26 protein-coding genes and 1 pseudogene are annotated in these 23,142 nt (G+C 69.6%); 12 read left to right on the top strand and 15 right to left on the bottom strand.

From position 1 onward, the window contains the following. The first annotated feature begins 51 nt into the window (after window positions 1-51). The 12 genes from SM757_RS04060 to SM757_RS04005 all read left to right on the top strand — a co-directional run bounded on the left by SM757_RS04060 (window position 52) and on the right by SM757_RS04005 (window position 10,342). Complete coding sequence (locus SM757_RS04060) at window positions 52-372, top strand: hypothetical protein (RefSeq protein ID WP_051244368.1); 321 nt, start codon at window positions 52-54, stop codon at window positions 370-372. Continuing rightward, the gene (locus SM757_RS04055) at window positions 369-1,832 is read left to right on the top strand and encodes a TolC family protein (RefSeq protein WP_084267846.1); all 1,464 of its coding nucleotides are present in this window, start codon (window positions 369-371) and stop codon (window positions 1,830-1,832) included. The genes SM757_RS04060 and SM757_RS04055 overlap by 4 nt, the downstream gene beginning before the upstream one ends. A 40-nt stretch (window positions 1,833-1,872) precedes the next feature. After that, window positions 1,873-3,276: a multicopper oxidase family protein gene (locus tag SM757_RS04050; protein WP_066341524.1), complete on the top strand. Its 1,404-nt coding sequence runs from the start codon at window positions 1,873-1,875 to the stop codon at window positions 3,274-3,276. A gap of 41 nt (window positions 3,277-3,317) precedes the next feature. After that, entirely contained in the window at window positions 3,318-3,896 is a 579-nt protein-coding gene (locus tag SM757_RS04045) for a cupredoxin domain-containing protein (RefSeq protein WP_084267847.1), read from the top strand. Window positions 3,897-3,926: 30 nt separating this feature from the next. Beyond that, window positions 3,927-4,382, top strand: coding sequence for a DUF411 domain-containing protein (locus tag SM757_RS04040; RefSeq protein ID WP_029001687.1), 456 nt, complete (start codon window positions 3,927-3,929; stop codon window positions 4,380-4,382). Between the two features lie 15 nt (window positions 4,383-4,397). Further along, complete coding sequence (locus SM757_RS04035) at window positions 4,398-4,745, top strand: copper-binding protein (protein WP_029001686.1); 348 nt, start codon at window positions 4,398-4,400, stop codon at window positions 4,743-4,745. A gap of 331 nt (window positions 4,746-5,076) precedes the next feature. Beyond that, on the top strand, window positions 5,077-5,805 hold the full coding sequence (locus SM757_RS04030; RefSeq protein ID WP_084267848.1) for a DUF305 domain-containing protein: 729 nt from the start codon (window positions 5,077-5,079) through the stop codon (window positions 5,803-5,805). A gap of 125 nt (window positions 5,806-5,930) precedes the next feature. Next, a complete protein-coding gene (locus SM757_RS04025; protein WP_066341528.1) occupies window positions 5,931-6,392 on the top strand; it encodes a hypothetical protein in 462 nt (153 codons plus the stop codon). A 153-nt stretch (window positions 6,393-6,545) separates the two neighbouring features. Continuing rightward, window positions 6,546-7,049 carry a hypothetical protein gene (locus SM757_RS04020; RefSeq protein ID WP_066341530.1) on the top strand — a complete coding sequence of 168 codons (504 nt, stop codon included), beginning with the start codon at window positions 6,546-6,548 and terminating at the stop codon, window positions 7,047-7,049. A gap of 132 nt (window positions 7,050-7,181) precedes the next feature. Continuing rightward, window positions 7,182-7,463 (top strand): DUF2933 domain-containing protein, encoded by a 282-nt coding sequence (locus tag SM757_RS04015; protein ID WP_211235140.1) that lies wholly within the window; start codon window positions 7,182-7,184, stop codon window positions 7,461-7,463. 4 nt (window positions 7,464-7,467) lie between these two features. After that, window positions 7,468-9,855 (top strand): heavy metal translocating P-type ATPase, encoded by a 2,388-nt coding sequence (locus SM757_RS04010; protein WP_084151202.1) that lies wholly within the window; start codon window positions 7,468-7,470, stop codon window positions 9,853-9,855. A gap of 1 nt (window position 9,856) precedes the next feature. Then, entirely contained in the window at window positions 9,857-10,342 is a 486-nt protein-coding gene (locus SM757_RS04005) for an SRPBCC family protein (protein WP_238446931.1), read from the top strand. 21 nt (window positions 10,343-10,363) lie between these two features. Here the strand turns inward: SM757_RS04005 and ftsH are convergent, their stop codons facing one another. The 15 genes and pseudogenes from ftsH to SM757_RS03930 form a co-directional block, all read right to left on the bottom strand. Beyond that, on the bottom strand, window positions 10,364-12,265 hold the full coding sequence (gene ftsH / locus SM757_RS04000; RefSeq protein ID WP_051244362.1) for an ATP-dependent zinc metalloprotease FtsH: 1,902 nt from the start codon (window positions 12,263-12,265) through the stop codon (window positions 10,364-10,366). Between the two features lie 99 nt (window positions 12,266-12,364). Then, window positions 12,365-12,709, bottom strand: coding sequence for a YHS domain-containing protein (locus tag SM757_RS03995; protein WP_043461588.1), 345 nt, complete (start codon window positions 12,707-12,709; stop codon window positions 12,365-12,367). A 70-nt stretch (window positions 12,710-12,779) separates the two neighbouring features. Next, window positions 12,780-13,430, bottom strand: coding sequence for a DUF6629 family protein (locus tag SM757_RS03990; RefSeq protein ID WP_066342598.1), 651 nt, complete (start codon window positions 13,428-13,430; stop codon window positions 12,780-12,782). Window positions 13,431-13,475: 45 nt separating this feature from the next. After that, window positions 13,476-13,703 (bottom strand): DUF2933 domain-containing protein, encoded by a 228-nt coding sequence (locus SM757_RS03985; RefSeq protein ID WP_066342595.1) that lies wholly within the window; start codon window positions 13,701-13,703, stop codon window positions 13,476-13,478. A 66-nt stretch (window positions 13,704-13,769) separates the two neighbouring features. Further along, window positions 13,770-15,130, bottom strand: a pseudogene (locus tag SM757_RS03980) (MBL fold metallo-hydrolase RNA specificity domain-containing protein). Between the two features lie 20 nt (window positions 15,131-15,150). After that, on the bottom strand, window positions 15,151-15,822 hold the full coding sequence (locus SM757_RS03975; protein WP_043461583.1) for a methyltransferase family protein: 672 nt from the start codon (window positions 15,820-15,822) through the stop codon (window positions 15,151-15,153). A 27-nt stretch (window positions 15,823-15,849) separates the two neighbouring features. After that, the gene (locus SM757_RS03970) at window positions 15,850-17,664 is read right to left on the bottom strand and encodes a DUF3141 domain-containing protein (protein ID WP_238455988.1); all 1,815 of its coding nucleotides are present in this window, start codon (window positions 17,662-17,664) and stop codon (window positions 15,850-15,852) included. Window positions 17,665-17,803: 139 nt separating this feature from the next. Next, window positions 17,804-18,094, bottom strand: coding sequence for a hypothetical protein (locus tag SM757_RS03965; RefSeq protein ID WP_156902151.1), 291 nt, complete (start codon window positions 18,092-18,094; stop codon window positions 17,804-17,806). 160 nt (window positions 18,095-18,254) lie between these two features. Then, on the bottom strand, window positions 18,255-18,674 hold the full coding sequence (locus SM757_RS03960) for a hypothetical protein (protein ID WP_156902150.1): 420 nt from the start codon (window positions 18,672-18,674) through the stop codon (window positions 18,255-18,257). 927 nt (window positions 18,675-19,601) lie between these two features. Continuing rightward, entirely contained in the window at window positions 19,602-19,769 is a 168-nt protein-coding gene (locus tag SM757_RS03955) for a hypothetical protein (protein ID WP_169517159.1), read from the bottom strand. 36 nt (window positions 19,770-19,805) lie between these two features. Continuing rightward, window positions 19,806-20,879: an ACR3 family arsenite efflux transporter gene (arsB, locus tag SM757_RS03950; RefSeq protein WP_029001677.1), complete on the bottom strand. Its 1,074-nt coding sequence runs from the start codon at window positions 20,877-20,879 to the stop codon at window positions 19,806-19,808. Window positions 20,880-20,898: 19 nt separating this feature from the next. Then, a complete protein-coding gene (locus SM757_RS03945; RefSeq protein ID WP_029001676.1) occupies window positions 20,899-21,402 on the bottom strand; it encodes an arsenate reductase ArsC in 504 nt (167 codons plus the stop codon). Between the two features lie 80 nt (window positions 21,403-21,482). Further along, window positions 21,483-21,986: an arsenate reductase ArsC gene (locus SM757_RS03940; protein WP_029001675.1), complete on the bottom strand. Its 504-nt coding sequence runs from the start codon at window positions 21,984-21,986 to the stop codon at window positions 21,483-21,485. Between the two features lie 11 nt (window positions 21,987-21,997). Further along, the gene (locus tag SM757_RS03935; protein WP_029001674.1) at window positions 21,998-22,507 is read right to left on the bottom strand and encodes an ArsI/CadI family heavy metal resistance metalloenzyme; all 510 of its coding nucleotides are present in this window, start codon (window positions 22,505-22,507) and stop codon (window positions 21,998-22,000) included. Window positions 22,508-22,532: 25 nt separating this feature from the next. After that, window positions 22,533-22,856, bottom strand: coding sequence for an ArsR/SmtB family transcription factor (locus SM757_RS03930; protein ID WP_029001673.1), 324 nt, complete (start codon window positions 22,854-22,856; stop codon window positions 22,533-22,535). Window positions 22,857-23,142: the final 286 nt, after the last annotated feature.

The following is a 23,142-nucleotide window of genomic DNA, read 5'->3' as shown; positions in this document are numbered from 1 at the left end:
CCACCGGCTGCATTGATGCGGCCGCGCCGGGCCCGTCCAGCGAGCATCCTCATGGCCTCATGGTCCTGCACCGCCGCAGTTGCGGTGCTCATCGCCGTCCCGGCCCTGGCCGCGGCGCAAGGCGCCGCCACGCCGGCCGCGCCGCAACCCGTCTACCGCTCCACCTTCGAAGGCTATCGGGCCTTCACCGACGAACCAGTCCGCCCCTGGCGTGAGACCAACGACACCGTCGGCCGCATCGGCGGCTGGAAGGCCTACGCCCGGGAGATCCAGGCGCCTGACGCCCGGCCCGCTGCGGCCAGCGCCAGCGCACCCGTGCCCGATGCCGCCGGCGGCTCGCACTCGAACCACCACGCCCCCGCCAAGCCATGACGACGCCGTTCACGAACCACGACACGGTGCGCGCCCGGCCGCGCAAGCGCCTGGCCGTCGCCGCGCTGGCATTGCTGGCGCTGGGCGGCTGCGCCAGCACGGCCGTCCAGCAGAACCTGGGGCTCGCGCAGGACGTGGCCAGCCAGCGCCTGGGCGCGCCGCTGAAGTGGCTGACCACGGACGAGGCGCGCCAGGAGGCGCGCGCTGACGTGGACCGGCTGCTGCTGCAGCCCCTGTCCGCCGCCGACGCGGTGCGCATCGCCCTGGCCTACAGCCCTGGCGTGCAGGCGCTGCTGTCGGATGCGGCGACCACCTCCTACCAGGCAACGCAGTCGGCCCGGCTGCCCAACCCGGTCTTCGCCTTCGAGCGCCTGGTGCGCAACGAAGGCGGTGAGCGCGAGCTGGAGATCGGGCGGGCGCTGAGCTTCCCGCTGCTGGACCTGTTGCTGCTGCCGGCGCGCACGCGCATCGCCAACGCGCAGCAGCAGCAGATCCGCCTGCGCATGGCCGGCGATGTGGTGCAGGCCGCGACGCAGGCGCGCCAGGCCTGGGTGCGCGCCGTGGCGGCCGTGCAGGCGCAGGCCTACTTCGAGCAGGTCAAGGAAACCGCCGACGCGGGCGCCGAGCTCGCGCGCCGCATGCAGTCGGCCGGCAACTTCAACCGCCTGCAGCGCGCCCGCGAGCAGGTCTTCAGCGCCGAGGCCGTGGCCCAGCTGGCCCGCGCGCGGCAGGAAGCCCTGGCCAGCCGCGAGGCCCTGGTGCGTGCCCTGGGCCTCAACGACGCCCAGGCACAGGCCCTGAAGCTGCCCGAGCGGCTGCCGGACCTGCCCGCCGCGCCGCGCGAGGAGCGCGCCGTGATGCAGGCCGCGCTCGACGAGCGCCTGGACATGCGCCAGGCCCGCGCCGAGCTGGAGTCCTCGGCCCGCTCGCAAGGCATCACGACCGTCACCAGCGTGGTGGGTGACTTCGAGCTGGGCGCCGTGCGCAACAGCGAGACCGGCCTGCCGCCCAAGCGCGGCTACGAGCTGGCGCTGCCGCTGCCGATCTTCAACGCTGGCGACGCGACGCGAGGCGCCGCCCAGGCGCGCTACATGGCCGCCGTGCACCGCACCACGCAGTTGGCCGTGGACGCAGCCTCGCAGGTGCGCGAGAGCTACGGCGGCTACCGCACCGCATTCGACCTGGCGCGCCACTGGCGCGACGAGATCGTGCCGCTGCGCAAGACCATCTCCGACGAGAACCAGCTTCGCTACAACGGCATGCTCATCGGCGTGTTCGAGCTGCTGGCCGACGCCCGCGACCAGGTCGCCGCCGTGGCCCAGGCCCTCAACACCCAGCGCGACTTCTGGCTCGCCGACGTGGCGCTGCAGGCCGCGCTCATCGGGCGTCCCGCCACCGCGGGCGTTTCCCTGCAAGCCGCCCCGGCCGCGACCGGCGGCGGCAGCGCGGGCGGCCATTGAGCGCCACCCCCGTGCCCAATACATTTCCTGGAGTCCTTCCATGACGACGAATCGACGTCGCTTCCTGGCCGGGTCGGCCGCCGTGGCCGCCGCCTCGGTCAGCAAGGTGGCCATGGCCGCCTTGCCCGAGCCCGTGATCCAGACCAGGCCCGACACCATGCCGCCGCTCGTGCCCGGCACCGGGCGGCCCTACAACCCCGTGGTCACGCTCAACGGCTGGACCCTGCCCTGGCGCATGAAGGGCGGGGTCAAGGAATTCCACCTGGTGGCCGAGCCCGTGGAGCGCGAGATGGCGCCGGGCTTCAAGGCGCACCTGTGGGGCTACAACGGCCAGTCGCCGGGACCCACCATCGAGGTGGTCGAGGGCGACCGGGTGCGCATCTTCGTGACCAACAAGCTGCCCGAGCACACCAGCGTGCATTGGCACGGCCAGCGCCTGCCCAACGGCATGGACGGCGTCACGGGGCTGACCCAGCCCGGCATCGCGCCGGGCAAGACCTTCGTCTACGAGTTCGTGGCGCGCCGGCCCGGCACCTTCATGTACCACCCGCACGCCGACGAGATGACGCAGATGGCCATGGGCATGATGGGCTTCTGGGTCACGCACCCCAAGGCCAGGCACCCGCTCATCGACGAGGCGGACCGCGACTTCTGCTTCCTGCTCTCCGCCTACGACATCGATCCGGGCAGCTACACGCCGCGGATCATGACGATGCTGGACTTCAACCTGTGGACGTGGAACAGCCGCGTCTTCCCCGGCATCGACTCGCTCAACGTGCGCCAGGGTGACCGGGTGCGGCTGCGCATCGGCAACCTCACGATGACGAACCACCCGATGCACATCCACGGGCACGAGTTCGCCATCACCGGCACCGACGGCGGCCCCACGCCGCGCAGCACGCGCTGGCAGGAGGTCACGACCGACATCGGCGTGGGCCAGATGCGCCAGCTGGAGTTCATCGCCGACGAGGAGGGCGACTGGGCGTTCCACTGCCACAAGAGCCACCACACCATGAACGCCATGGGCCACAACGTGCCCACGATGATCGGCGTGGACCACAGCGGCGTGGCCAGGAAGATCAGCAAGCTCATCCCCGACTACATGGTCATGGGCGAACGCGGCATGGCCGACATGGGCGAGATGACCATGCCGCTGCCCGACAACACGGTGCCGATGATGACGGGCGAGGGACCGTTCGGCGGCGTCGAGATGGGCGGCATGTTCAGCGTCATCAAGGTGCGCCGCGACCAGAAGCCCGGCGACTACTCCGATCCGGGCTGGTTCAAGCACCCGGCAGGCACCGTGGCCTACGAGTGGACCGGCCAGCTCGCCGAGCCCGAGCGCTCCAGCGACGCCGGGCGCAGCGCCATGCCGCGCGCCGACAAGGGCACAGCGCCCACCGAGGTCCAGGTGCGCAAGCCCAGCGGCCATTCCGGCCACTGAGGACGCAGCACCCCTTTCCCGAATTCAGAAGTACCCCCCACATGAAACTGCATCAACTCACGTTTGCCCTGGCTGCCGGTCTCTTCGTCGCGGGCAGCGCCCTGGCGCATGAGGGCGACGGCCACGCCGCCCCGGCCACCACCACGGGCCACGTCCATGCCGACGGCCACGAGCACGGCCACGGCGACACCGACGCCATCGGCGTGGCGGGCCAACCCGACAAGGTCACGCGCACCGTCAACGTCGACATGACCGATGCCATGCGCTTCAACCCGTCGAGCGTGCGTGTCAGGCAAGGCGAGACCATCCGCTTCGTGGTGAAGAACTCGGGCCAGGTGAAGCACGAGTTCGTGCTCGGCACCGAAGCGGCCCTGAAGGAGCATTACGAGCTGATGAAGAAGTTCCCCGAGATGGAACACGCCGACCCCAACCAGATCACGGTCGCGCCCGGCCAGAGTGGCGAAGTGGTCTGGCAGTTCACCAAGGCGGGCCAGGTCGATTTCGCGTGCCTGCAGCCCGGCCACTATGACGCCGGCATGAAGGGCGCCGTGAAGGTGGCTGCCGGCAAGCCGGCCAAGTCCGCCCAGGCCAGCGGCGGCCATGCCGATCGCAAGCACTGATTCCGACAGGACGCTCCAAGGAGACGAACGATGATTACTCAACGCCGCCGACTGCTCGGCACGCTGGCATTGCTGCCCTTCGTGTCGCTCGTGCACGCGGCCAATGCGCCGCTGGTCGAGGTCTGGAAGAGCCCGACCTGCGGCTGCTGCAAGGACTGGATCGCGCACCTGCAGGCCAACGGCTTCCCAACCAAGGTCAACGAGACCGGCAACACCGCGATGCGCAGTCGCTTGGGGCTCGACGTGAAGTACGGCTCGTGTCACACGGCACTCGTCGGTGGTTACGCCCTTGAAGGTCACGTACCGGCGCGCGAGATCCAGCGCCTGCTCAAGGAGCGCCCCACGGCCATCGGACTGGCCGTGCCCGGCATGCCCGTGGGCTCGCCCGGCATGGACGGCCCGGACTACGGCGGCCAGAAGGACCCCTATGACGTGCTGCTGCTGCGCAAGGACGGCACGGCCGTCACCTACCAAACCTATCGCTGAAGAAGGGACTGATCCATGAAGAAGCTCATCCTCGCCGCGCTGCTGGGCGCTGCCGGCATCCTGCCCGCGGCTGCCCAGACGTCCGACGCCGATCACGCAGCGCACCATCCCGCCGCGGCCGCGTCGGCCGCCGCAGCCGCTGACCTGACTGACGGAGAGGTGCGGCGCATCGACAAGCCCAATGGCAAGGTCACTCTCAAGCACGGCGAGATCAAGAACCTGGACATGCCGGGCATGACCATGGTGTTCCAGGTCAAGGACGCCGCGATGCTCGACGCCGTCAAGGTGGGCGACAAGGTGCGCTTCCACGTCGAGAAGCAAGGCGGCGCCTTTGTCGTCACGCAGATGCAGACCGCCCAGTGACCGCCATCAGCGGCAAGTGGCCCTGAGCCCGCGTGCCCTGCATCGCTCGCGCGAAGCGAAGGAGCCTGCGGGGCCTTCGCTTCTCCTGGGTCACGAGGGAATGCTCCGGGCCTGGTTCGGGCGGCAAGGGCGCTTCACTCGCCAATATGCCTCTGAGCGGGGAACAGGTGTTGCCTCGCCAGTGGGCCGGATGACCGGCGCCTGGTCTGGAAAGGTCCATGCAAAGCCATGGAGCGCCGCTGCACCAGCGGCCGGGGAGGCTGATCAGGCCTGTGTGCGCTGCCGCATTGCCGGCGGCCTGCCTGTGTGGCTTTGTCGAAAGGTCTGATCCATGCAACCTCCTTCAATGGTTTCCTCGCTCGTGTCGCGTGCTGGCGTGGCCGCTGCCGCTTTGGCGCTGGCTCTGCCGTTTCCTGCCGTCCAGGCCCAGGAAAGCGGCCCAGGCCGCGGCCTCACGGCCACCTTCGAGGTCGATTTCCTGAAGTCGATGATCGACCACCACTACTCGGCGCTGCGCATGTCCGAGCTCGCGGCCGGGACCGACACGACGCGCAATCCCGAGCTGGGACGCTACGGCGAAGGCACGTCGCCCACGCCCGGCACCGCAGCCACGAGCCCCAAGGCGCTCTCGGGCAGCATTCGCTCCATGGCCCGCGAGGAGAACCGCGTGCAGCGCGAGGAGATCGGCAAGGCGCAGATGTTCCTGAGGACGTGGTACGGCCAGGCCCACGAGCCGCAGCTCACCGACATGGGGCGCCAGCAGATCCAGCTGCTGGAGTCCACGGCGGCCGGCGCCGAATTCGACCATACGTTCCTCGAAACCATGGCGCGGCACCACTACATGGCCGTGACCATGGCCACCGATTGCCTGGTGACCGCGGACGTCAAGCACGTCCCGCTGCAGCGCTACTGCAGCGGCATCCAGCACACGCAGATCAACGGCATCAGCGAGATGCGCGACATGCTGTGCAACCGGTTCAAGTTCTGCGACTACCAGCCGCTGCAGGGGCTGCGGGGCCGGCACACCGGCAGCGACGGCGAGCCGGGCGCCGGCGGCTGATCGACGGCGCTCACGCGCCGTGCCCCGTGCACGGACAGCCCATTGATGCCGGTCAATCAAGCCGGGGTGGGCTGCCGTAGCATCAAGGCGTCCATCCCACACGCCCGGCTTTACGCCCCCCTGCCATGCGCTTTGCGTTGCGGCCCCGCCTGAACCGCGTCATCGCCCGGCTGATGTGCTGGGTGCTGCTGTTGGGCTGGATGGCCGGTGCCGCCAACGCCTGCGTCCTGCAGGCGCCGGTGGCCGTCACGGGGGCGCACGCCGCCGCGCATGAGCACGCCGCGGGCGATGCCGGGCACCACCATCACCAAGACGCCGCTTCCGGCGCCGCCCACAGCGACGACGGGCAGGAGCACGAAGCCCTGCCCGGACAGCAGGCGTGCAAGAGCCTGTGCGACAGCGAGCAAAGCGCGGTCGCCAAGACCGGTGCGAGTGACGCGGCAGCAATGCTCCCACTGGGTGCTGTCATGACCGGCCATTGCCTGGTCCTGCCCGCTGCACTGGTGACGCGCGTGCCGCGTCCTGATGCCGCCACCCTGCCGGCGCCCCCGCCCATCCCCATCGCGTTCCTGCGGCTCACGATCTAGAGCCTGGTCTGTCGCCCGCCTGCCAGTGAGTGCGCCGCAAGGCCTGCTTCGCGGCGGGCTGCGCGCGCTGCTGCCGGCGCACCCCCAACGCACCGGCCAGCGCCCGCTGCGCATCTGATTCCCACACTTCAATCCACCTGGAGGACTTGCGCCATGGCACTTCGCCCCCTCGCTCTTGCCGCCATCCTGGCCGCGCTGTCGCTCGGCGTACACGCCCAGACCAGCCCGGAGGACCACGCCGCGCACCACCCTGACAGGGCTTCCGCGCCGGCCGCGGCTGCACCGGCGCCACGCGTGCCTGCTCCTGCCGCGGCGGCCAGCGCCAGTGCGGCAGGTGCCATGGGGATGATGGGCCAACCCGCCGGCATGGAGCAGCACATGAAAGCCATGCGCGAAATGCACGAAAAGATGGGCAAGGCGCGCACGCCAAAGGAGCGCGAGGCGCTCATGGCCGAGCACATGAAGCTCATGCAGGAAGGCATGGCCATGATGGACGGCATGAAAGGCATGGGTGGCACGGCACCCCAGGGTGCCGCCGCACCGGCCTCGGCTGCGCCTGCGGCGCGCATGCAGGCGCTGGAGCAGCGCATGGACATGATGCAGTCGATGATGCAGATGATGATGGACCGCATGCCGGCCCCTGCAACCAAGCCCTGAAGCCTGCCGCCGCACGTCGCCAACAAGGTAGCGGCGTGCGGTCGCCAGGGCCTTGACCTTCCCACGATGGGAGGGTCTAAGTTTCACCTGCAGCCGGCTCGCTGAGCCGGCGTCCAAGAAGGAGCCTGGACCATGGAAACCTCCCATCACCACGACACGTCAAGCGTCGGTCAGGGCAGCGGCACGCGGCGCAGCCCGTGGACCGTGGTCATCGTCATGCTGCTGCTCATCGGCGGCTTCTACCTGCTGCGCGAGCACTGGGGCCACGTCGCGGGGTTGTGGCCGTACCTGCTGCTGCTGGGGTGCCCGCTGATGCACCTGTTCGGCCACGGTGGTCACGGCCATGGCGGCCACGGCCACCACCAGGGGAGCTCGAACAGTGCCAACGCCTCGTCGCCCGACGGCAAGTGGTGATGCCATGGATGAGCCTGTCCACCACCACACCCACGCTGGCCACGGTGCTGCACCGGGTGCCGGGCAGGGCCATGGCCATGAGCACCATCACCACGGCGCGCAGGATGCCCTGAAGGACCCGGTGTGCGGCATGGCCGTGACCGAGGCCTCTGCGCACCACCTGGAGCATGCTGGCCGGCCCTACTGGTTCTGCAGCATCCGCTGCAAGGACAAGTTCGCCGCCGAGCCTCAGCGCTATGCCGTCGAAGCTCCGGCGCCTGCCCTTGCCCCGACCGACCCGGCGCCCGCGGGCACGATCTACACCTGCCCGATGCACCCGGAAATCAGGCAGGACCGCCCGGGCAACTGTCCCAAGTGCGGCATGGCGCTGGAGCCACTGCTGCCCGACCTCGACGCCGAAGAGCGCAACCCGGAGCTGGAGGACTTCACTCGCCGCTTCTGGTGGACGCTGCCGCTGACGGTGGTCGTGACGCTGCTGGCCATGGTCGGGCACCGCCTGGGCCTCTTTGACATGGCCACCCAGAGCTGGATCGAGCTGGCGTTGTCGGCCCCGGTAGTGCTGTGGGCGGGCTGGCCTTTCTTCGTGCGCTGGGCGCAGTCGCTGGTGAACCGCAGCCCCAACATGTGGACGCTCATCGGCACGGGCACCGGCGCCGCGTTCCTCTACAGCCTCGTGGCCACCGTGGCGCCGCAAGTCTTTCCCGAATCCTTCTTCGCCATGGGGCGTGTCGCGGTGTACTACGAGGCCGCGGCCGTGATCATCTCGCTGACCCTGTTGGGCCAGATGCTGGAGCTGCGCGCGCGCTCGCAGACCTCGGCCGCCATCAAGTCGCTGCTGGGCCTGGCGCCCAAGACGGCGCGGCGCATCCGCCCCGACGGCGGCGAGGAGGACGTGCCGCTGACACACGTGCACGTGGGCGACCTGCTGCGCGTGCGCCCGGGCGAGAAGGTGCCGGTGGACGGCGCCGTCGTCGAAGGCGCCAGCGCCGTGGACGAGTCCATGCTCACCGGCGAGCCCGTGCCCGTGAGCAAGCGCGCCGGCGACAAGCTCATTGGCGCCACGCTCAACACCAGCGGGGCCCTCGTGATGCGCTCCGAGCGGGTGGGCGCGCAGACCATGCTGTCGCAGATCGTGCAGATGGTGGCGCAGGCGCAGCGCTCCAAGGCGCCGATGCAGCGCATGGCCGACCAGGTCGCCGGTTGGTTCGTCATGGTGGTGGTGGGCATTGCGCTGCTGACCTTCTTCGCCTGGGGGCTGTTCGGGCCCGAGCCGGGCTGGGTGTTCGGCTTCATCAACGCGGTGGCCGTGCTGATCATTGCCTGCCCGTGTGCACTGGGCCTGGCCACGCCCATGTCGATCATGGTCGCCACGGGCAAGGCCGCCACGCGCGGCGTGCTGTTCCGCGACGCCGCGGCCATCGAGCGGCTGCGTGACGTGGACACGCTCATCGTGGACAAGACGGGCACGCTCACCGAAGGCAAGCCGGCGTTTGAGCGTGCCGTGCCGGCGCCGGGCTGGGACGCCGACGAGGTGCTGCGCCTGGCCGCGAGCCTGGACCAGGGCAGCGAGCACCCGCTGGCCGACGCCATCGTGGCCGCCGCGCGGCAGCGGGGCCTGGCGCTGGACAAGCCCGAGGAGTTCGAGTCGGGCAGCGGCATCGGCGTGCGCGGGCGCGTGGCCGGCCGTGCGCTGGCGCTGGGCAACACCGCGCTGATGCAGCAGCTGGGCGTGGCGGTGGAGCCGCTGGTGCCGCAGGCGGAAGGGCTGCGTGCCGAGGGTGCGAGCGTCATACACCTGGCCGTGGACGGGCAGCTCGCCGGGCTGCTGGCCGTCGCGGACCCGGTCAAGGCCAGCACGCCCGAGGCGCTGAAGACGCTGCGCGAAGCGGGCCTGCGCGTGATCATGGCCACGGGCGACGGCGTGACCACCGCCCGCGCGGTAGGCGCGCGCCTGGGCATTGACGAGGTGCACGGCGAGGTGAAGCCCGCCGACAAGCTGGCGCTGGTGGACGGCCTGCAGCGCCAGGGCAAGGTGGTGGCGATGGCCGGCGACGGCATCAACGACGCGCCGGCGCTGGCCAAGGCCGACGTGGGCCTGGCCATGGGCACGGGCACCGACGTGGCGATGAACAGCGCCGCCGTCACGCTGGTCAAGGGCGACCTGCGCGGCATTGCGCAGGCGCGCGTGATCTCGCAGGCGACGATTGCCAACATGAAGCAGAACCTGGGCTTCGCCTTCGTCTACAACGCGCTGGGCGTGCCGCTGGCCGCCGGGCTGCTGTACCCGTTCACCGGCTGGCTGCTGTCGCCCATGATCGCCGCGCTGGCCATGAGCCTGAGCTCGGTGTCGGTGGTGGGCAATGCGCTGCGGTTGCGGGGCAGCAAGGTGTGACGTGGCCCAGCCGCTGCGCCTGCGGCACCGCACCGAGGTGCTGGTCAACGCCGACGCACAGCGGCTCTTCGAGCATCTCGACGACCCGCGCCGGCTGTCCGCCCACATGGGCAAGCCCTCGGCCATGATGGCCGGCGCCGCGATGGCCCTGACCACGGATGCTGGCGGCGGGCGCTCCATCGGCTCGGTCTACCGCCTGCACGGCAAGGTGCTCGGCCTGAATCTCGACGTGAGCTCACGGGTCGAGGAGCGCGCACCGCCGCTGCGCAAGACTTGGCACACGGTGGGCGAGCCGCGGCTGCTCGTCGTGGGCCGCTACCGCATGGGCTTTGACATCGCGCCGCTGGAGCGCGGCTGCCGGCTGGGCGTCTTCATCGAATACGCCTGGCCCGAGAGCCGCCCCTGGTTGGGGAGGATCTTCGGCGCGGCATACGCGCGCTGGTGCACCCGGCGCATGGCCATTGATGCTAGAGCGGCTTTTCCTTGAGAAGTGCGTTGCTGGCGGTGTTTACGGCGTCACCGCGCTTGTGACCGGCACCTGAAACACCGGATCGGCCCCCACGCGGGCCAGCACGGTATCCAGCATTGCCCGGTCCACCGTCTCCTTCTCCAGCAGCAGTTTCGCCAACGCTTCCAGTTGCTCGCGGTGCGTCTGCAGCGTGGCCGTCACGCGCTGCTTGGCCTCGTCCAGCAGCTGTCGCACCTCGGCGTCGATGGCCTCGGCGGTGCGCTCGCTGCAGTCGCGTTGCTCCCCACCGCCCGGCACGGCCAGGAAGGCCGAGCGCGGTGCGGTCTCCCAGGTCGCCAGCCCCAGCGTCTGGCTCATGCCGTACTGCGTGACCATGTGCCGCGCCATGTCGGTGGCGCGCTGCAGGTCGTTGGCTGCGCCCGTGGAGATGTCGTTGAAGACGATCTCCTCCGCCACGCGCCCGCCCAGCAGCACGTCCAGCCGGTCCAGCAGCTCGCTCCTGCGCAGCAGATAGCGGTCCTCGGTGGGTGACTGCTGGGTGTAGCCCAGGGCCGCGATGCCGCGCGGGATGATGGAGATCTTGGCCACCCGGTCAGCCGTGGCCCGGTGCTCGGCCACCAACGCGTGGCCGGCCTCGTGGTACGCCACGAAGCGGCGCTCTTCGGGGTTCATGACGCGGTTGCGCTTCTCCAGCCCGGCCACGATGCGGTCCAGCGCCTGCTCGAAGTCATCCATGTCCACGGCGTCCTTGCCGAGCTTGGCCGCGCGCAGCGTGGCCTCGTTGACCAGGTTGGCCAGGTCCGCGCCCGCAAAGCCGGGCGTGCGCGCGGCGACGGCGTCCAGGTCCACGCCGGGTGCGAGCTTCACGCTCTTCACGTGCACATCCAGGATCTGGCGCCGGCCCTTGCGGTCGGGCTTGTCGATGGACACGTGCCTGTCGAAGCGTCCCGGGCGCAGCAGCGCCGGGTCCAGGATCTCGGGCCTGTTGGTCGCGGCCATGATGATGACGCCGCGGTTGCCGTCGAAGCCGTCCATCTCCACGAGCAGCTGGTTGAGGGTCTGCTCGTGCTCCTCGTGCCCGCCGCCGAAGCCGCCCAGCCCGCGCGCCTTGCCCAGGGCATCGAGCTCGTCAATGAAGACGATGCACGGCGCCTTGGCCGCGGCCTGCTCGAACAGGTCGCGCACGCGTGCCGCGCCCACGCCGACAAACATCTCCACGAACTCCGAGCCGCTGAGCGAGAGGAACGGCACGCGGGCCTCGCCCGCCACCGCCTTGGCCAGCAGCGTCTTGCCGGTGCCGGGCGCGCCCACGATCAGCACGCCCTTGGGAATCTTGCCGCCCAGGCGCTTGTAGCGCTCCGGGCTCTGCAGGAACTCCACCACCTCCATCAGCTCCTCGCGCGCCTCGTCGATGCCGGCCACGTCCTTGAAGGTCACGCCGGTTTCCTGTTGCATGTAGACCTTGGCCTTGCTCTTGCCGATGGACATCAGCCCGCCCGCGCCGCCGGCGCCGCCCATGCGCTTCATGAGCAGCCACCAGATGCCGAAGAACACCAGCGCCGGCGCCACCCAGGACAGCAGCATCGCGAACAGCTTGCTCTCGCGCACGCTGCCGTAGCGCACCTTGGCCGCGTCCAGGGCTGGCACCAGGCCGGGGTCGTCGATCAGCACGGTGGCGAAGCGGTGCTCGCCGCCCGCGGCCTTGAGCCGGTCCACCTTCTCCTTGGGCAGCACCTGCTCCAGCCCGTCGGTCTTGAGCGTGCCCGTGGCCATGCCGTCGGCAATCACGAGGTCCTGCAACTGCCCGCCGGCCACGGCCTGCTTGAACTCGCTGTAGCTCAGCGTGAGCGTGTGCCCCTGGCCGAGGTAGTCCTGCAGCAGCGTGATCAGGAACAGGGCGAGAAGCACGTACCAGAGCGAGAAGGTCTGTTTCTTGTCCATCGAAGCCATGCTTGGGTCTTGGTTGTCTGAAGGAGCGGGCCTGCGCCTTTGCCGGGCAGGTCTGGTGTGGGTCGTCGTGGTTCCTGGGGCGCGGGGCTTTCAGCAGCAGCCGCCGCCGTGGCCGCCATGCCGGTGCGCGGTGCCGGGCCCGTGGCGGCCGGCGCCGCCGCGCAGGTAGCGTTCGGGGTCGGACTGGAAGCGCTCCAGCGTCTCGCGCGAGGCGAAGTGGTAGACGCGCCCGCCGTGCTGAGCCGTCAAGGTGCCGTCGCCTGCTGCGGGCTCGCCGCTGACCGGGTCGGTGGACGACCAGTCCACTCCCGGGCTGGCCTGGGGATGCGGGCGGGGTGCGGCGAAGCCTCGACCCACACCGGCGCGTCGCAGCAGGAAGACCAGGGCGCCCAGCACCAGCAAGGCGACGAGCCAGTTGTCGTTGAGCCATTGCATGGCACTCTCCTTTGTCGATAGGGTGGCACGCGCTGTGTGCAGCGTACCGGTGCGGCCTCCACGGGCCCTGTCATGGCCGCGCTCCGGCAAGCCTGTTCGGGTGCTGACTCAGGTGCAGGCACACCACGATGCTGAGGAGGGCGGCGAAGAAACACCAGACGGAGATGAACCAGCGGGCGTAGGCCACGTAGGCCAGGACCGAGGAGGCGAATGCCAGCGCGCCGAACAAGCGCACCCGGCCGTGGCTCGACAGCAGCAGGCTCAGCGTCGTGGCGGCCAGGTACAGCGCCATCACGGCCGGGATGTAGAGGTGGGGCGCGTCGTACTCGATGTGCCGCCCGATCGGGCGTGCCACGATGCCGTCGCTCACCAGCGTGGCCAGCAGGTACAGCCCCACGCTCAGACCCACCGCCACCGCGGCACCCAAGGCTTTGCGCCGGGTGGCTGTGCGCTCCAGCAGCCAGCCGGCCACGGGGACGTAGATGGGCCACAGCACGTGCGAGAACAGCGAGTACAGCATCGCGGCCGCCGTGTTGAGCCGCTCCAGCGCCGGATCGAAGGTGAGCCACACCACGCCCTCGGTCAGTTGCTGGATCGCGAACAGCAGCGGTATGGCGGCGTAGGCGAGTTCCGAGCGATGCCGAACCCTGCGCAGCGTCATCACGCCGACACCGGCCAGGAAGGTGCCGGCTGCAAGGCTTGCGGTCGCCGAAAAGCACATGTCACCCCACCTGGACAGCGCGGTGTTCGCACCCGGTGCTTGCACTCATGGCGGGAACCTGTCGTCGTCCGGGCCGTCGTGCTCGCAGGCGCGCGTGTTCAGGTACAGCAGCAGCACGCAGGCGCCCACCAGCGCGTGCAGCACCCAGCCCAGGACGTGAGCGCGGTGCTCGCTCCAGAGCAGGAACAGCGCGATGACCATGAAGGCGGCAAAGATCCAGCGGCTCCAGGAACGGAAGGCCGGCTGCGGGGGCGGGGCTTGCGACTTGTCCATGAAGGGGTCTCCTGTGGAGCGAAGAATCAGGGGAAGCGGTTGGCGCGGCAGTTTTGCGGTCAGGGCTCAAGCGCCGAGATCCACGCTGCGGCCCAGCAGTGGCACGCTGGCCGACCAGCCCAGCTCATGGCTGATGCGCTGGCGCAGCGCGTCCGCGGCCGCCGGTTCGCCGTGCGTGACGAACACGCGCTGCGGCGGCCATGGCGCCGTGGCGAGCCACTGCACCAGCTGCGCCGCGTCCGCATGGGCCGACATGCCTTCGAGCGACGCCACTTCCGCGCGCACCGGCACGTCCTGGCCGAAGACGCGCAGCGTGCGCTCGCCCCCAGCAGCCGCGCGCCGCGCGTGCCGCCCGCCTGGTAGCCCACCAGCACGACGGTGTTGCGGGGGTCGGGCAGCCGCTGGCGCAGGTGGTGCAGCACGCGTCCGCCCGTGGCCATGCCGCTGGCCGAGACGATCACGGCCGGAAAGCGCGAGCGGCTCACGGCGCGGGACTCGTCAGCCGTGCGCACCATCTGCGCCACGCCGCACATGCCGGCGCACTCCTGCGCGGAGAGACGGTGCTCGGCGCGGTGCCGGTGGTAGATCTCCGTCATGTCGATGGCCATCGGGCTGTCGAGAAACACCGGCAGGTCCGGTATCGCGCCGCGCTGCTTGAGCCGGTAGAGCATGTACAGCAGCGTCTGGGCACGGCCCACCGCGAAGGCCGGCACGACCACGGTGCCGCCGCGCGCGGCCGTGTACGAGATCACCTCGCCCAGCGCGGCCTCGGCATCCTGGGTGGGATGCAGCCGGTCGCCGTAGGTGGACTCCACGACGATCCAGTGCGCCGGCGTCACGGGTGCGGGCGCGCGCATGAGCAGATCGTCCGGGCGCCCCACGTCGCCCGAGAACAGCAGGGTCTGGCCTTCGACGTCCAGGGCCATGGACGCCGCGCCCAGGATGTGGCCGGCGCGGTGGAAAGTGGCCTTCACGCCCGGCACGACCTGGGCCGGCGTGTCGAAGGGCAGGTGCGCCAAGCGGCGCAGCGCCAGCAGGGCGTCGTCCTCGGTGTAGAGCGGCTGCGCCGGCTCGTGCCGCGAGGTGTGGTGCCGGTTGGCGAAGGCCGCGTCCTCCTCCTGGGTGCGCCCGCTGTCGGGCAGCAGCAACGTGCACAGCTCGATCGTGGGCGGCGTGGCCAGCACCATGCCCCTGAAACCCTGGCGCACCAGCAGTGGCAGCGTGCCCGAGTGGTCCAGGTGCGCGTGCGTGAGCAGCACCGCGTCGATGTCGTGGGCGTCGAAAGGCAGCAGCTCCCAGTTCATCTCGCGCAGCGCCTTCCAGCCCTGGAACAGGCCGCAGTCGATGAGCAGCTTGTGGCCGCGGTGTTCGAGCAGGTACTTCGAGCCGGTCACGGTGCCGGCTGCGCCCAGGAAGGTCAGCTTCATGGTCGTCACCCTTTGCGGTTTCACGCGCCGTGGCGGTGCTGCGTATCAGGCCCTGGTCGCCCCAGCCGCGGGAAGAAGCGCGGCGTGCGTGCCGCGTAGCGTGCCCACTCGCTGCCAAAGGCCCGCTCGGACTCGCGCTCCTCGGCCAGCGACAGCCGCACGTACATGAACACCAGGATGGGGAACATGGTGAGCGTCAGGATCGTGGGCCACTGCAGCAGGAAGCCGAACATGATCAGCACGAAGGCGACGTACTGCGGGTGGCGCACCCGCGCGTAGGGCCCTGACGAGGCCATCGTGCCGCGGCGCTGGTTGGCCCACAGCACCCGCCACGCCGCGGACAGCAGCCAGAAGCCGCCGCCGATGAAGACGGTGCTCAGCACGTGGAACGGACCCCAGTGCGGATTGGCCCGCCAGCCGAACATCACCTCCAGCAGGTGCCCGGCATCGTGCGAGAGGAAGTCCACGCCGGGGAAGCGCGAGCCCAGCCATCCCGAGAGCAGGTAGATGGTCAGCGGGTAGCCGTACATCTCGGCGAACAGCGCCACCAGGAAAGCTGAGAAGGCGCTGAAGGAGCGCCAGTCGCGCCGGCTCTGCGGCTTGGCAAAGCTGAAAGCGAAGATGATGAAAACCAGCGAGTTCACCACCACCAGGCCCCACAGGCCGTAGGAGGGGACGGAAGAATGGTCCATGAGCTTTCTCCGAAAGAGATGCCGCGGTCAGCTGCAGTTGGGTGAGGACTCAACCGGGATGGCTGCATCCGTGTTCCTGATTGCCGCAGGGTGGGCAAGCGCGCGGCAGTCGTCTTGAGCAATGTCAAGCCGTCCCGCCGCTTGTCCCAGCGGCGCGGGCGCGTGCAGCAGCTCGAACGAGGCTTCCACCCAGCGGTCGCGCAGCACCCGCCAGGCCGTGATGCCGTGCTCCACGGCAGCGCTGGCCGCACGCTCCAGCTGGAACCAAGGATTCGACGCCCGCGCAGTGTCCTGGGCTCCGGCAGCTTCGAGCGCCTGCCTGGCCGCTGGCAGCACGGCCAGGATGGGCTGCACCTGCTCGGACCAGCCCCGTACCCTGGTGCGCATCGGGTGCCACTGCTGCTGCAGCCGCGCGCCTTGCGGCGTCACCCACAGCCGCACCAGCGGCGACACCCAGGCCGTGTAGAGATCGTCCAGCTCGTTCGACAGCCGGCTCACGCGTTCGAAGCCGGGTCCCGGCGGCTCGAAAGGAAGGTCTTCGATTCGGCGTGGAAGGAACGCGGCGCCGGGCGCCGCGCCTTCAGATGCCGCATCGGTCAGCCGCATCTCGTAAAGCCCGGGCGGCCGCGACTCAATCGCTGCGGCATGGTGCAGGATTGCCCGGTGCTCACGCCGCGCCACGTCGGCCGAGACGAAGATCCCCAAGTGGCCGACGTCCTGGTGCAGCAGGTAGACGATGCGCTGCCCGGCCTCGACCAGCGCCTGTGTCGAGGGGTAGACCGCCTGCAGCCAGCCCAGCGCCTGGTGCGGCGGGGTGATGTTGTCGCCGTGGGAGCTGAAGATGACCAGCGGCGTGTGCACGTGCGCGAGGTTGGCGTGGCAGTGGCCATCGATCACCACTTCGCCGCTCTGCAGCCGGTTGCCAATGAAGAGCTCGCGCACGATGGCCAGGATCTCCTCGCGGCCCAGGAAGTAGAAGGCGTTCCACCAGCGCTCGAATTCGAGAAAGCGGTCGTGCTCGGCAGCGGGATCGGCGAACAGTCCGTCGTACTTCTTCCAGAGCCCTTCCGGGCGCAGCAACTCGAAGTTCTGCACCAGCCACGCACCGTCGAAGCGGCCGGCGCCAAGGTCAGCCAGCCAGTGCGCGGACCACGCACCGCCGGTGATGGCGCCGGACAGCCGCATCGGGTTGACATCGGGCTCCCCGGCCCAGTACGACAGCGGCGAGCCATTGAGCACCGCCAATCCGGCGCGGTGGTTGCAGTGCGACAGTGCCATCGTCGCAGCCCAGCCGCCCTGGCAGTTGCCGTAGACGATGGGCTCAGTGCTGGGATGGCGCCGGGCTACGAAGTCGATGAAGCGGGCCAGGGTCTGGACCACGGCGCCCATGGTCTGCCCTTCGAGCGGCTCGGGATCAAAGACGACGAAGTAGACGGGGTGGCCCTCGACCAAAGCCATGCCGACTTCCGAGTCGCGCCGAAAGCCGCCGATGCCCGGGCCGTGGCCGGCACGCGGCTCCACCACGACAACGGGTGCGGCATCAGGGCGGACGAAGCGTTCCAGGTGGTCACTCCCACAGCGGGTAATGCGCAGCAGGCGGTAGTTGCTTGGCGGCGAGCCGTCCCGGCCGTCAGCCACCTGCTCGGCGTCAAAATGCAGCAGCGGCGGCATGCCCGCCGCCTCGTGCTCGCGCATGCGCGCGGCTCGCTCGCGCAGCGTGTCCATCGTTGCCACCGCACGCCAGGCCGCGTCGGACCAGTAGCGCGCCAGGGCCGGCATGGCGGCGGGCAAGGTCCTCGCCACGGCAAGTCCGTGACCAGAAAACATCGCATCGGGGGGCATGGCAGGCACTCCTCGGGAACCAGGGGCTGGGGAAGGCTGCCTATGGGGGGCAGCTTCCCGTCATGAAGTCCTGGCGGGCACGGCGCCGGACCACGCAGGTGGGTCCGGGACGCCGGGACCGCCAGCAGCGCGCCGGGCCTTACTGGTTCTTGTGGAACTTGGCGTGGTCGTGCTTGCCCGCTGCGGTCTTGGACTTGGCCGGCGCGGACGCCTTGTCGGACGTGGCCTGGGCGCAGCCCATCGACTTGGACGACGGCATGTTGCGATCGGCCCCGTGGTCGTGGCGCGACATCATCTTGGAGCAGTCCTGCGGCATCGAGGCGGACATGGCCGGCGCGGGTGCAGCGTCGGACGGCGCTGCCTGGGCAAGAGCAGCCGTGGCAGCGAGGGTGATGGCGGCGGCGGCGCAGAGTTGGCGGACAAGGGTCATGGATTTCTCCCGGTGAAATGGAGTAGGGAACGGACTGCAGGGACTGCAACGCTCGGTCGAGCCGTACCTGTTGCCGACGGCAACAGGCTCATGGCAGGACACAGCGGAAAAGGCACGGGTGCGGTCGCAGGCAGCGCGAGCTGCCGCGGACACGGCCGCGCTACAAGGCCAACCGCAGGAACGCGATCGGTATGGGAGGCGCACCCGTGCTGTCGGGTGGCAATGCAGTCGAGCGCACGCGTACGGCCAGCGGCGCGGGGATCACCAGGGAAACCAGGACGGCGGGCAGCCAAGCCAGGCTGGCCGCATCGAGCGTGGGCTGCCAGGCCGAGGCAGCCACAGCCACCGCATCACAGAAGTCCAGGCAGTTGGCCTGGGCGGCGTCCGCGCCGTCGTCGTGATCAGGGTCGTCGCCATGATGGTGGTGCCCGGACACGCTCACGTGCTCCACGATCGCGCCGGCACCCTCGGCAGAAAGCCGCACGGCGCAGGCGTTGGCCATGCTCATCACGATGCCGAAAAGCCACGCCGACAGCACCAGGGCTGTCCAGCGGCGCAGCTGTCGGCGGTGAAGGGGCATGGCGTGGAGGGTGCGAGCAAGACGTGTTTGCGCACCAGCATAGACACCACCTCCTGACCATGGTTGACGGGGATCAACCCGGAGCCGGCACCTGCATACAGCCCGCAGAGACACGCACCAGTGGCGGCGCTCGCGCGCAGTGTCTTGGCCGCGGCTCGCGTGCATCCCGGGCGATGCCGCAGCTTGCCCAGGCCGCTCGGCGCAGCGGTCTTGACCTTGCCATGATGTCAAGGCCGCGACTGGCTGCCACCCCTCATCCGCAGCAACCATGAACACCGCCACCATCACTGCAACGACCCCGCCTGCAACGCCATGGGAGTTGCCCATCGAAAGCACATGACCTGCGCCTGCTGTATCGCCTGCGTGGAGTGGGCGCTCAAGCGTGTGCCGGGCGTGTTTGATGCCCATGTCAACCAGTGTTGGCGGCGGTCAGGAAGCGCGCTTTTCCGGCGGTGACGACGCGTTTTTCGGCGGCCAGCTGTGCGCCGGCTGCGCATTGGCTTGGCGCGGCGGATGGGTGGCCGTGAGGGGCGGCCGCAGCCTTGAAGGCGATCGGCTCAGAGGGCGGCGCGCTGGTGAAGGTCGGCTATGTCGCAGCGGCGGCGTCGTGCAGAGCGCTGAGCCGTGCGTTGACCGTGCCAAGTTCAGCAAGGTGACTCTCTTGGCAGGCGGTCAGCTGCAGCCGCTCGGCGTCACCAGCGGCGACCATGCGGTTCCCAAGCGCTGTCTCGATGGCCAGAAGTTCGTGCTCCAGCCAAGCGCAGCGGGCATTCATGGCCAACCGACCGTCCCTGTCCATGCAAGGCAGTTTGGCCGCAGGCATAGCACCGAGGGGGACGGGTATCGCGCTGACAATGGGCTGGCGCATTGCACAGGGCGCCTGGGGGTTGGCTGGGGGCGCCGCGCCGCAAGAAGACGCAACGGCCCTCAGAACGGCTCGTGCAGGTCGGGGGACACGCAGGGCTGCTGCGTTACGCGGCCTTCCCGCACCGCCCGCTGGATCTCAGCTCCGTAGGCAGCCCAGAGCTGGTCGCGCAGCATGTCCAACACCTCGAACACTGCCCGTGCCTGCTCCGGCGTCCAGTGCCTCTCCATCGTGAGCGCCAGACGCACGCAGCGCCTTGAAGCAGCTCAGGCTTTGCATGCGCCGGCCTCGTACCAGCCCTTGCTCTGGTTGACGATGCGCACCACCAGCAGCATCACCGGCACCTCGATGAGCACGCCCACCACGGTGGCCAGCGCCGCGCCGGACTCGAAGCCAAAGAGGCTGATCGCCGCGGCCACGGCCAGCTCGAAGAAGTTGCTCGCCCCGATCAGCGCCGACGGGCAGGCCACGCTGTGCGACTCGCCGAGCTTCCGGTTGAGCCAGTAGGCCAGCGCCGAGTTGAAGAAGACCTGGATCAGGATCGGCACCGCGAGCATCGCGATGACCAGCGGCTGCTTGAGGATCGCCTCGCCCTGGAAGGCGAACAGCAGCACGAGCGTGGCCAGCAGCGCCGTGATGGACCAAGGGCCGATCTTCGCCAGCGTCGCGTCGAAGGCGGCCTGGCCCTTCCTGAGCAGCGCCCGGCGCCAGAGCTGCGCTGCGATCACCGGGATCACGATGTAGAGCACCACCGACGTGATGAGCGTGTCCCAGGGCACCGTGATGGCCGAGAGGCCCAGCAGCAGCGCCACGATGGGCGCGAAGGCGAACACCATGATGGTGTCGTTGAGGGCGACCTGCGACAGCGTGAACAGCGCGTGCCCGTTGGTGAGCCGGCTCCACACGAACACCATGGCCGTGCAGGGTGCGGCGGCCAGCAGGATGAGGCCTGCCACGTAGCTGTCGAGCTGGTCCGCGGGCAGGTACGGCGCGAAGACCTGGCGCACGAAGATCCAGCCCAGCAACGCCATCGAGAACGGCTTGACGGCCCAGTTGACGAACAGCGTCACGCCGATGCCCCTCCAGTGGCCGCGCACCTGGTGGAGTGCGCCGAAGTCCACCTTCAGCAGCATCGGGATGATCATCACCCAGATCAGCAGCCCCACCGGCAGGTTCACCCGGGCCACTTCCATGCGGCCGATGGCCTGGACCGGGCCGGGCAGCATCTGGCCCAGCGCGATGCCGGCAACGATGCACAGGAAGACCCAGACGGTCAGGTAGCGCTCGAAGACGCTCATGGGCGCCGGAGCGGCGGCGCGGGCGGTCAGCGTGGTGTTCATGGATATGCCTCGCGCGCTTTCAGCTGCGGCCGATCTCGGCAAGCGCCACCTGCAGCGCGGCACGGTCCATGGTCCCCAGCGGCAGCGCGAGCAGCTGCAGCATGCGGTAGCCGATGGCCTGGCGCGTGAGCTCGAAGGCGCGACGTTTCCCCTCGTCGCCGCCCTCGGCGTTGGACGGGTCAGGGTAGCCCCAGTGCACCTTCACCGGCTGCCCGTTGCCGCCGAAGAACACCGGGCAGGACTCCGCCGCGGCGCTGTCGCACACCGTGATGACGATGGACAGGGGCGGCGCGCCGTCGGCCGAGAACTCGTCCCAGCTCTTGCTGCGGTAGCCGCCGGTTTCCACGCCGGCGTTGTGCAGCGCCTCCAGGGCGAACGGGTTGATGCGCCCGCTGGGTGCGCTGCCCGCGCTGTGGGCGCGCACGTCACGGCCCAGCCTAGCCGCGAGGTGGTTGAGCATCCCTTCGCTGAGCACGCTGCGCGCGGAGTTGTGGGTACAGAGGATCAGGACGTGAATGGTCATGGCTGCAGGCCCGGCGCTTCCCGGGTGCGTGGAGTCAGTCAAGGGAGATGCCCCGCCAAGGATCCCGGCGGGCTGGAGGATCAGGCGGCGCCGGTCTTGCCGATGCGCTCGATCTCGCGTTGCAGCGACATGCCCGCCAGCGTCTGCAGCGGCAGGGCCAGCATCAGCTCAATGCGGCGCTTGAGCACCAGCGCGGCATCCATGTAGGCGCGCTGCCGCTGCTCGGGCGTGCCTTCGACAGCGGCGGGGTCGGCCACGCCCCAGTGCGCCGTCATCGGCTGGCCCGGCCATAGAGGGCACAGCTCGCCGGCAGCCTTGTCGCAGACCGTGAAGACGAAGTCCATCTGCGGCGCTCCGGGCACGGCGAACTCGTCCCAGGACTTGCTGCTGAAGCCGTCCGTGGGGATGTGCCACTGGCGCAGCGTCTGCAGGGCCAGCGGCCGGATCTCGCCGGCGGGATGGCTGCCGGCCGAGTACGCCTTGAAGCGGCCGCGGCCCAGGTGGTTCATCAGGCCCTCGGCCATGATCGAGCGCGCGGAGTTGCCGGTGCAGATGAAGAGGACGTTGCGGACCTTGTCGCTCATGGTCGCCACCTTCAGCAGCAGGAGGTCGAGGACTTCACCGGGATGCCCAGCGGCTTGCCGCGCGGCGTGCAGCACGCGGCGGGTTCCGGCTCGGCGGCTGGCGTCTGGGCCGGCGTGCAGCAGGCTGCTGCAGCAGCGGCCTCGCCCTCGCGGAACACGGGGATGTTGCCCAGCGTGTGGAAGTGCTCCCAGGCGATGCCCTGCGGGTCCGTGATCCAGTGCTTTTCGCTGCGCGCATAGCAGCAGGTCGTAGCACCTTCATCGAGCAGCGCCATGTCGGCGGCCTGCGCGCGCTCCTTCATGGCGGCCAGCTCCGCCGGGTCGTCGGTCTGAATGCCCAGGTGGTCGATGCCGCTGGCTTGGCCGCGCGTGGAGATGGCGAAGTTCACGGCCGGGTCGTCGAGCATCCACTTGGCGTAGTCGCTCTCCACGCGCGCGGGCTCGGCGGCGAAGAGTCTGGAGTAGAAGGCGATGCTCTTGGCCAGATCATCGACGTGCAGGTGGACGTGGAAGCGCTTCATCGCGGGTCTCCTTTGAAGGGCTGGGTCAGCAGTCGGTACAGGGCTTGGCCGCGGGCAGGCAAGCCACGCCCTGGCAGCAGTTCTCGGTGAGGTAGGCCAGCAGCGCGTTCATCTGTTCGAACGCGGCGCGGTAGATGAGGTTGCGGCTCTCGCGCTCCTGCGTCACCAGGCCCGCGTTGGCCAGCTCCTTGAGGTGGAACGACAGCGTGGACGCCGGCAGTCCCAGCGCCTCGGCCATGGCGCCGGGCGTCAGGCCCTGCTCGCCGGCCACCACGAGGGCGCGAAACGCCTGCAGCCGCGCCGGCTGGGCCAGCGCGGCGAGCGATCGAACAACATCTTTCTCTTCCATGATTCCACTTTACTGGAATCATGACAAAAAACCAAGTGCCGTGGTGCAACTCCAGTCGCTGAGCGCGAGGTGGGATCAGCCGGCGTAGGTCGGCCAGGCCGCTCGCGACAGCGGTTTTCCACAATCGCGACGCCGCATGCAGTTATCCACAGAAGGGAGCCTTGCGGGAACAAAAAAGCGCGCCATCACCGCCGGAAAAGCGCACTTCCTGACCGCCGTTCACAAACCAGGCCAGCGTGGCGGGCAATGCGCTGCTGCTGCGGCGCTGGAGGGAGTTGCGCGCCTG

The sequence above is a fragment of the Azohydromonas lata genome, from assembly GCF_034427735.1.
GTDB classification, from domain to species: Bacteria; Pseudomonadota; Gammaproteobacteria; order Burkholderiales; family Burkholderiaceae_C; genus Azohydromonas; species Azohydromonas lata.
This window is presented reverse-complemented; position numbering and strand designations above follow the sequence as displayed.

Excerpts from the sequence above, each read along its gene's own strand:
- SM757_RS04060 (WP_051244368.1), top strand. The coding sequence starts at position 52 with ATGGCCTCATGGTCCTGCACCGCCGCAGTTGCGGTGCTCATCGCCGTC.
- SM757_RS04055 (WP_084267846.1), top strand. The coding sequence starts at position 369 with ATGACGACGCCGTTCACGAACCACGACACGGTGCGCGCCCGGCCGCGC.
- SM757_RS04050 (WP_066341524.1), top strand. The coding sequence starts at position 1,873 with ATGACGACGAATCGACGTCGCTTCCTGGCCGGGTCGGCCGCCGTGGCC.
- SM757_RS04045 (WP_084267847.1), top strand. The coding sequence starts at position 3,318 with ATGAAACTGCATCAACTCACGTTTGCCCTGGCTGCCGGTCTCTTCGTC.
- SM757_RS04040 (WP_029001687.1), top strand. The coding sequence starts at position 3,927 with ATGATTACTCAACGCCGCCGACTGCTCGGCACGCTGGCATTGCTGCCC.
- SM757_RS04035 (WP_029001686.1), top strand. The coding sequence starts at position 4,398 with ATGAAGAAGCTCATCCTCGCCGCGCTGCTGGGCGCTGCCGGCATCCTG.
- SM757_RS04030 (WP_084267848.1), top strand. The coding sequence starts at position 5,077 with ATGCAACCTCCTTCAATGGTTTCCTCGCTCGTGTCGCGTGCTGGCGTG.
- SM757_RS04025 (WP_066341528.1), top strand. The coding sequence starts at position 5,931 with ATGCGCTTTGCGTTGCGGCCCCGCCTGAACCGCGTCATCGCCCGGCTG.
- SM757_RS04020 (WP_066341530.1), top strand. The coding sequence starts at position 6,546 with ATGGCACTTCGCCCCCTCGCTCTTGCCGCCATCCTGGCCGCGCTGTCG.
- SM757_RS04015 (WP_211235140.1), top strand. The coding sequence starts at position 7,182 with ATGGAAACCTCCCATCACCACGACACGTCAAGCGTCGGTCAGGGCAGC.
- SM757_RS04010 (WP_084151202.1), top strand. The coding sequence starts at position 7,468 with ATGGATGAGCCTGTCCACCACCACACCCACGCTGGCCACGGTGCTGCA.
- ftsH (WP_051244362.1), bottom strand. The coding sequence starts at position 12,265 with ATGGACAAGAAACAGACCTTCTCGCTCTGGTACGTGCTTCTCGCCCTG.
- SM757_RS03995 (WP_043461588.1), bottom strand. The coding sequence starts at position 12,709 with ATGCAATGGCTCAACGACAACTGGCTCGTCGCCTTGCTGGTGCTGGGC.
- SM757_RS03990 (WP_066342598.1), bottom strand. The coding sequence starts at position 13,430 with ATGTGCTTTTCGGCGACCGCAAGCCTTGCAGCCGGCACCTTCCTGGCC.
- SM757_RS03985 (WP_066342595.1), bottom strand. The coding sequence starts at position 13,703 with ATGGACAAGTCGCAAGCCCCGCCCCCGCAGCCGGCCTTCCGTTCCTGG.
- SM757_RS03975 (WP_043461583.1), bottom strand. The coding sequence starts at position 15,822 with ATGGACCATTCTTCCGTCCCCTCCTACGGCCTGTGGGGCCTGGTGGTG.
- SM757_RS03970 (WP_238455988.1), bottom strand. The coding sequence starts at position 17,664 with ATGCCCCCCGATGCGATGTTTTCTGGTCACGGACTTGCCGTGGCGAGG.
- SM757_RS03965 (WP_156902151.1), bottom strand. The coding sequence starts at position 18,094 with ATGACCCTTGTCCGCCAACTCTGCGCCGCCGCCGCCATCACCCTCGCT.
- SM757_RS03960 (WP_156902150.1), bottom strand. The coding sequence starts at position 18,674 with ATGCCCCTTCACCGCCGACAGCTGCGCCGCTGGACAGCCCTGGTGCTG.
- SM757_RS03955 (WP_169517159.1), bottom strand. The coding sequence starts at position 19,769 with ATGGAGAGGCACTGGACGCCGGAGCAGGCACGGGCAGTGTTCGAGGTG.
- arsB (WP_029001677.1), bottom strand. The coding sequence starts at position 20,879 with ATGAACACCACGCTGACCGCCCGCGCCGCCGCTCCGGCGCCCATGAGC.
- SM757_RS03945 (WP_029001676.1), bottom strand. The coding sequence starts at position 21,402 with ATGACCATTCACGTCCTGATCCTCTGTACCCACAACTCCGCGCGCAGC.
- SM757_RS03940 (WP_029001675.1), bottom strand. The coding sequence starts at position 21,986 with ATGAGCGACAAGGTCCGCAACGTCCTCTTCATCTGCACCGGCAACTCC.
- SM757_RS03935 (WP_029001674.1), bottom strand. The coding sequence starts at position 22,507 with ATGAAGCGCTTCCACGTCCACCTGCACGTCGATGATCTGGCCAAGAGC.
- SM757_RS03930 (WP_029001673.1), bottom strand. The coding sequence starts at position 22,856 with ATGGAAGAGAAAGATGTTGTTCGATCGCTCGCCGCGCTGGCCCAGCCG.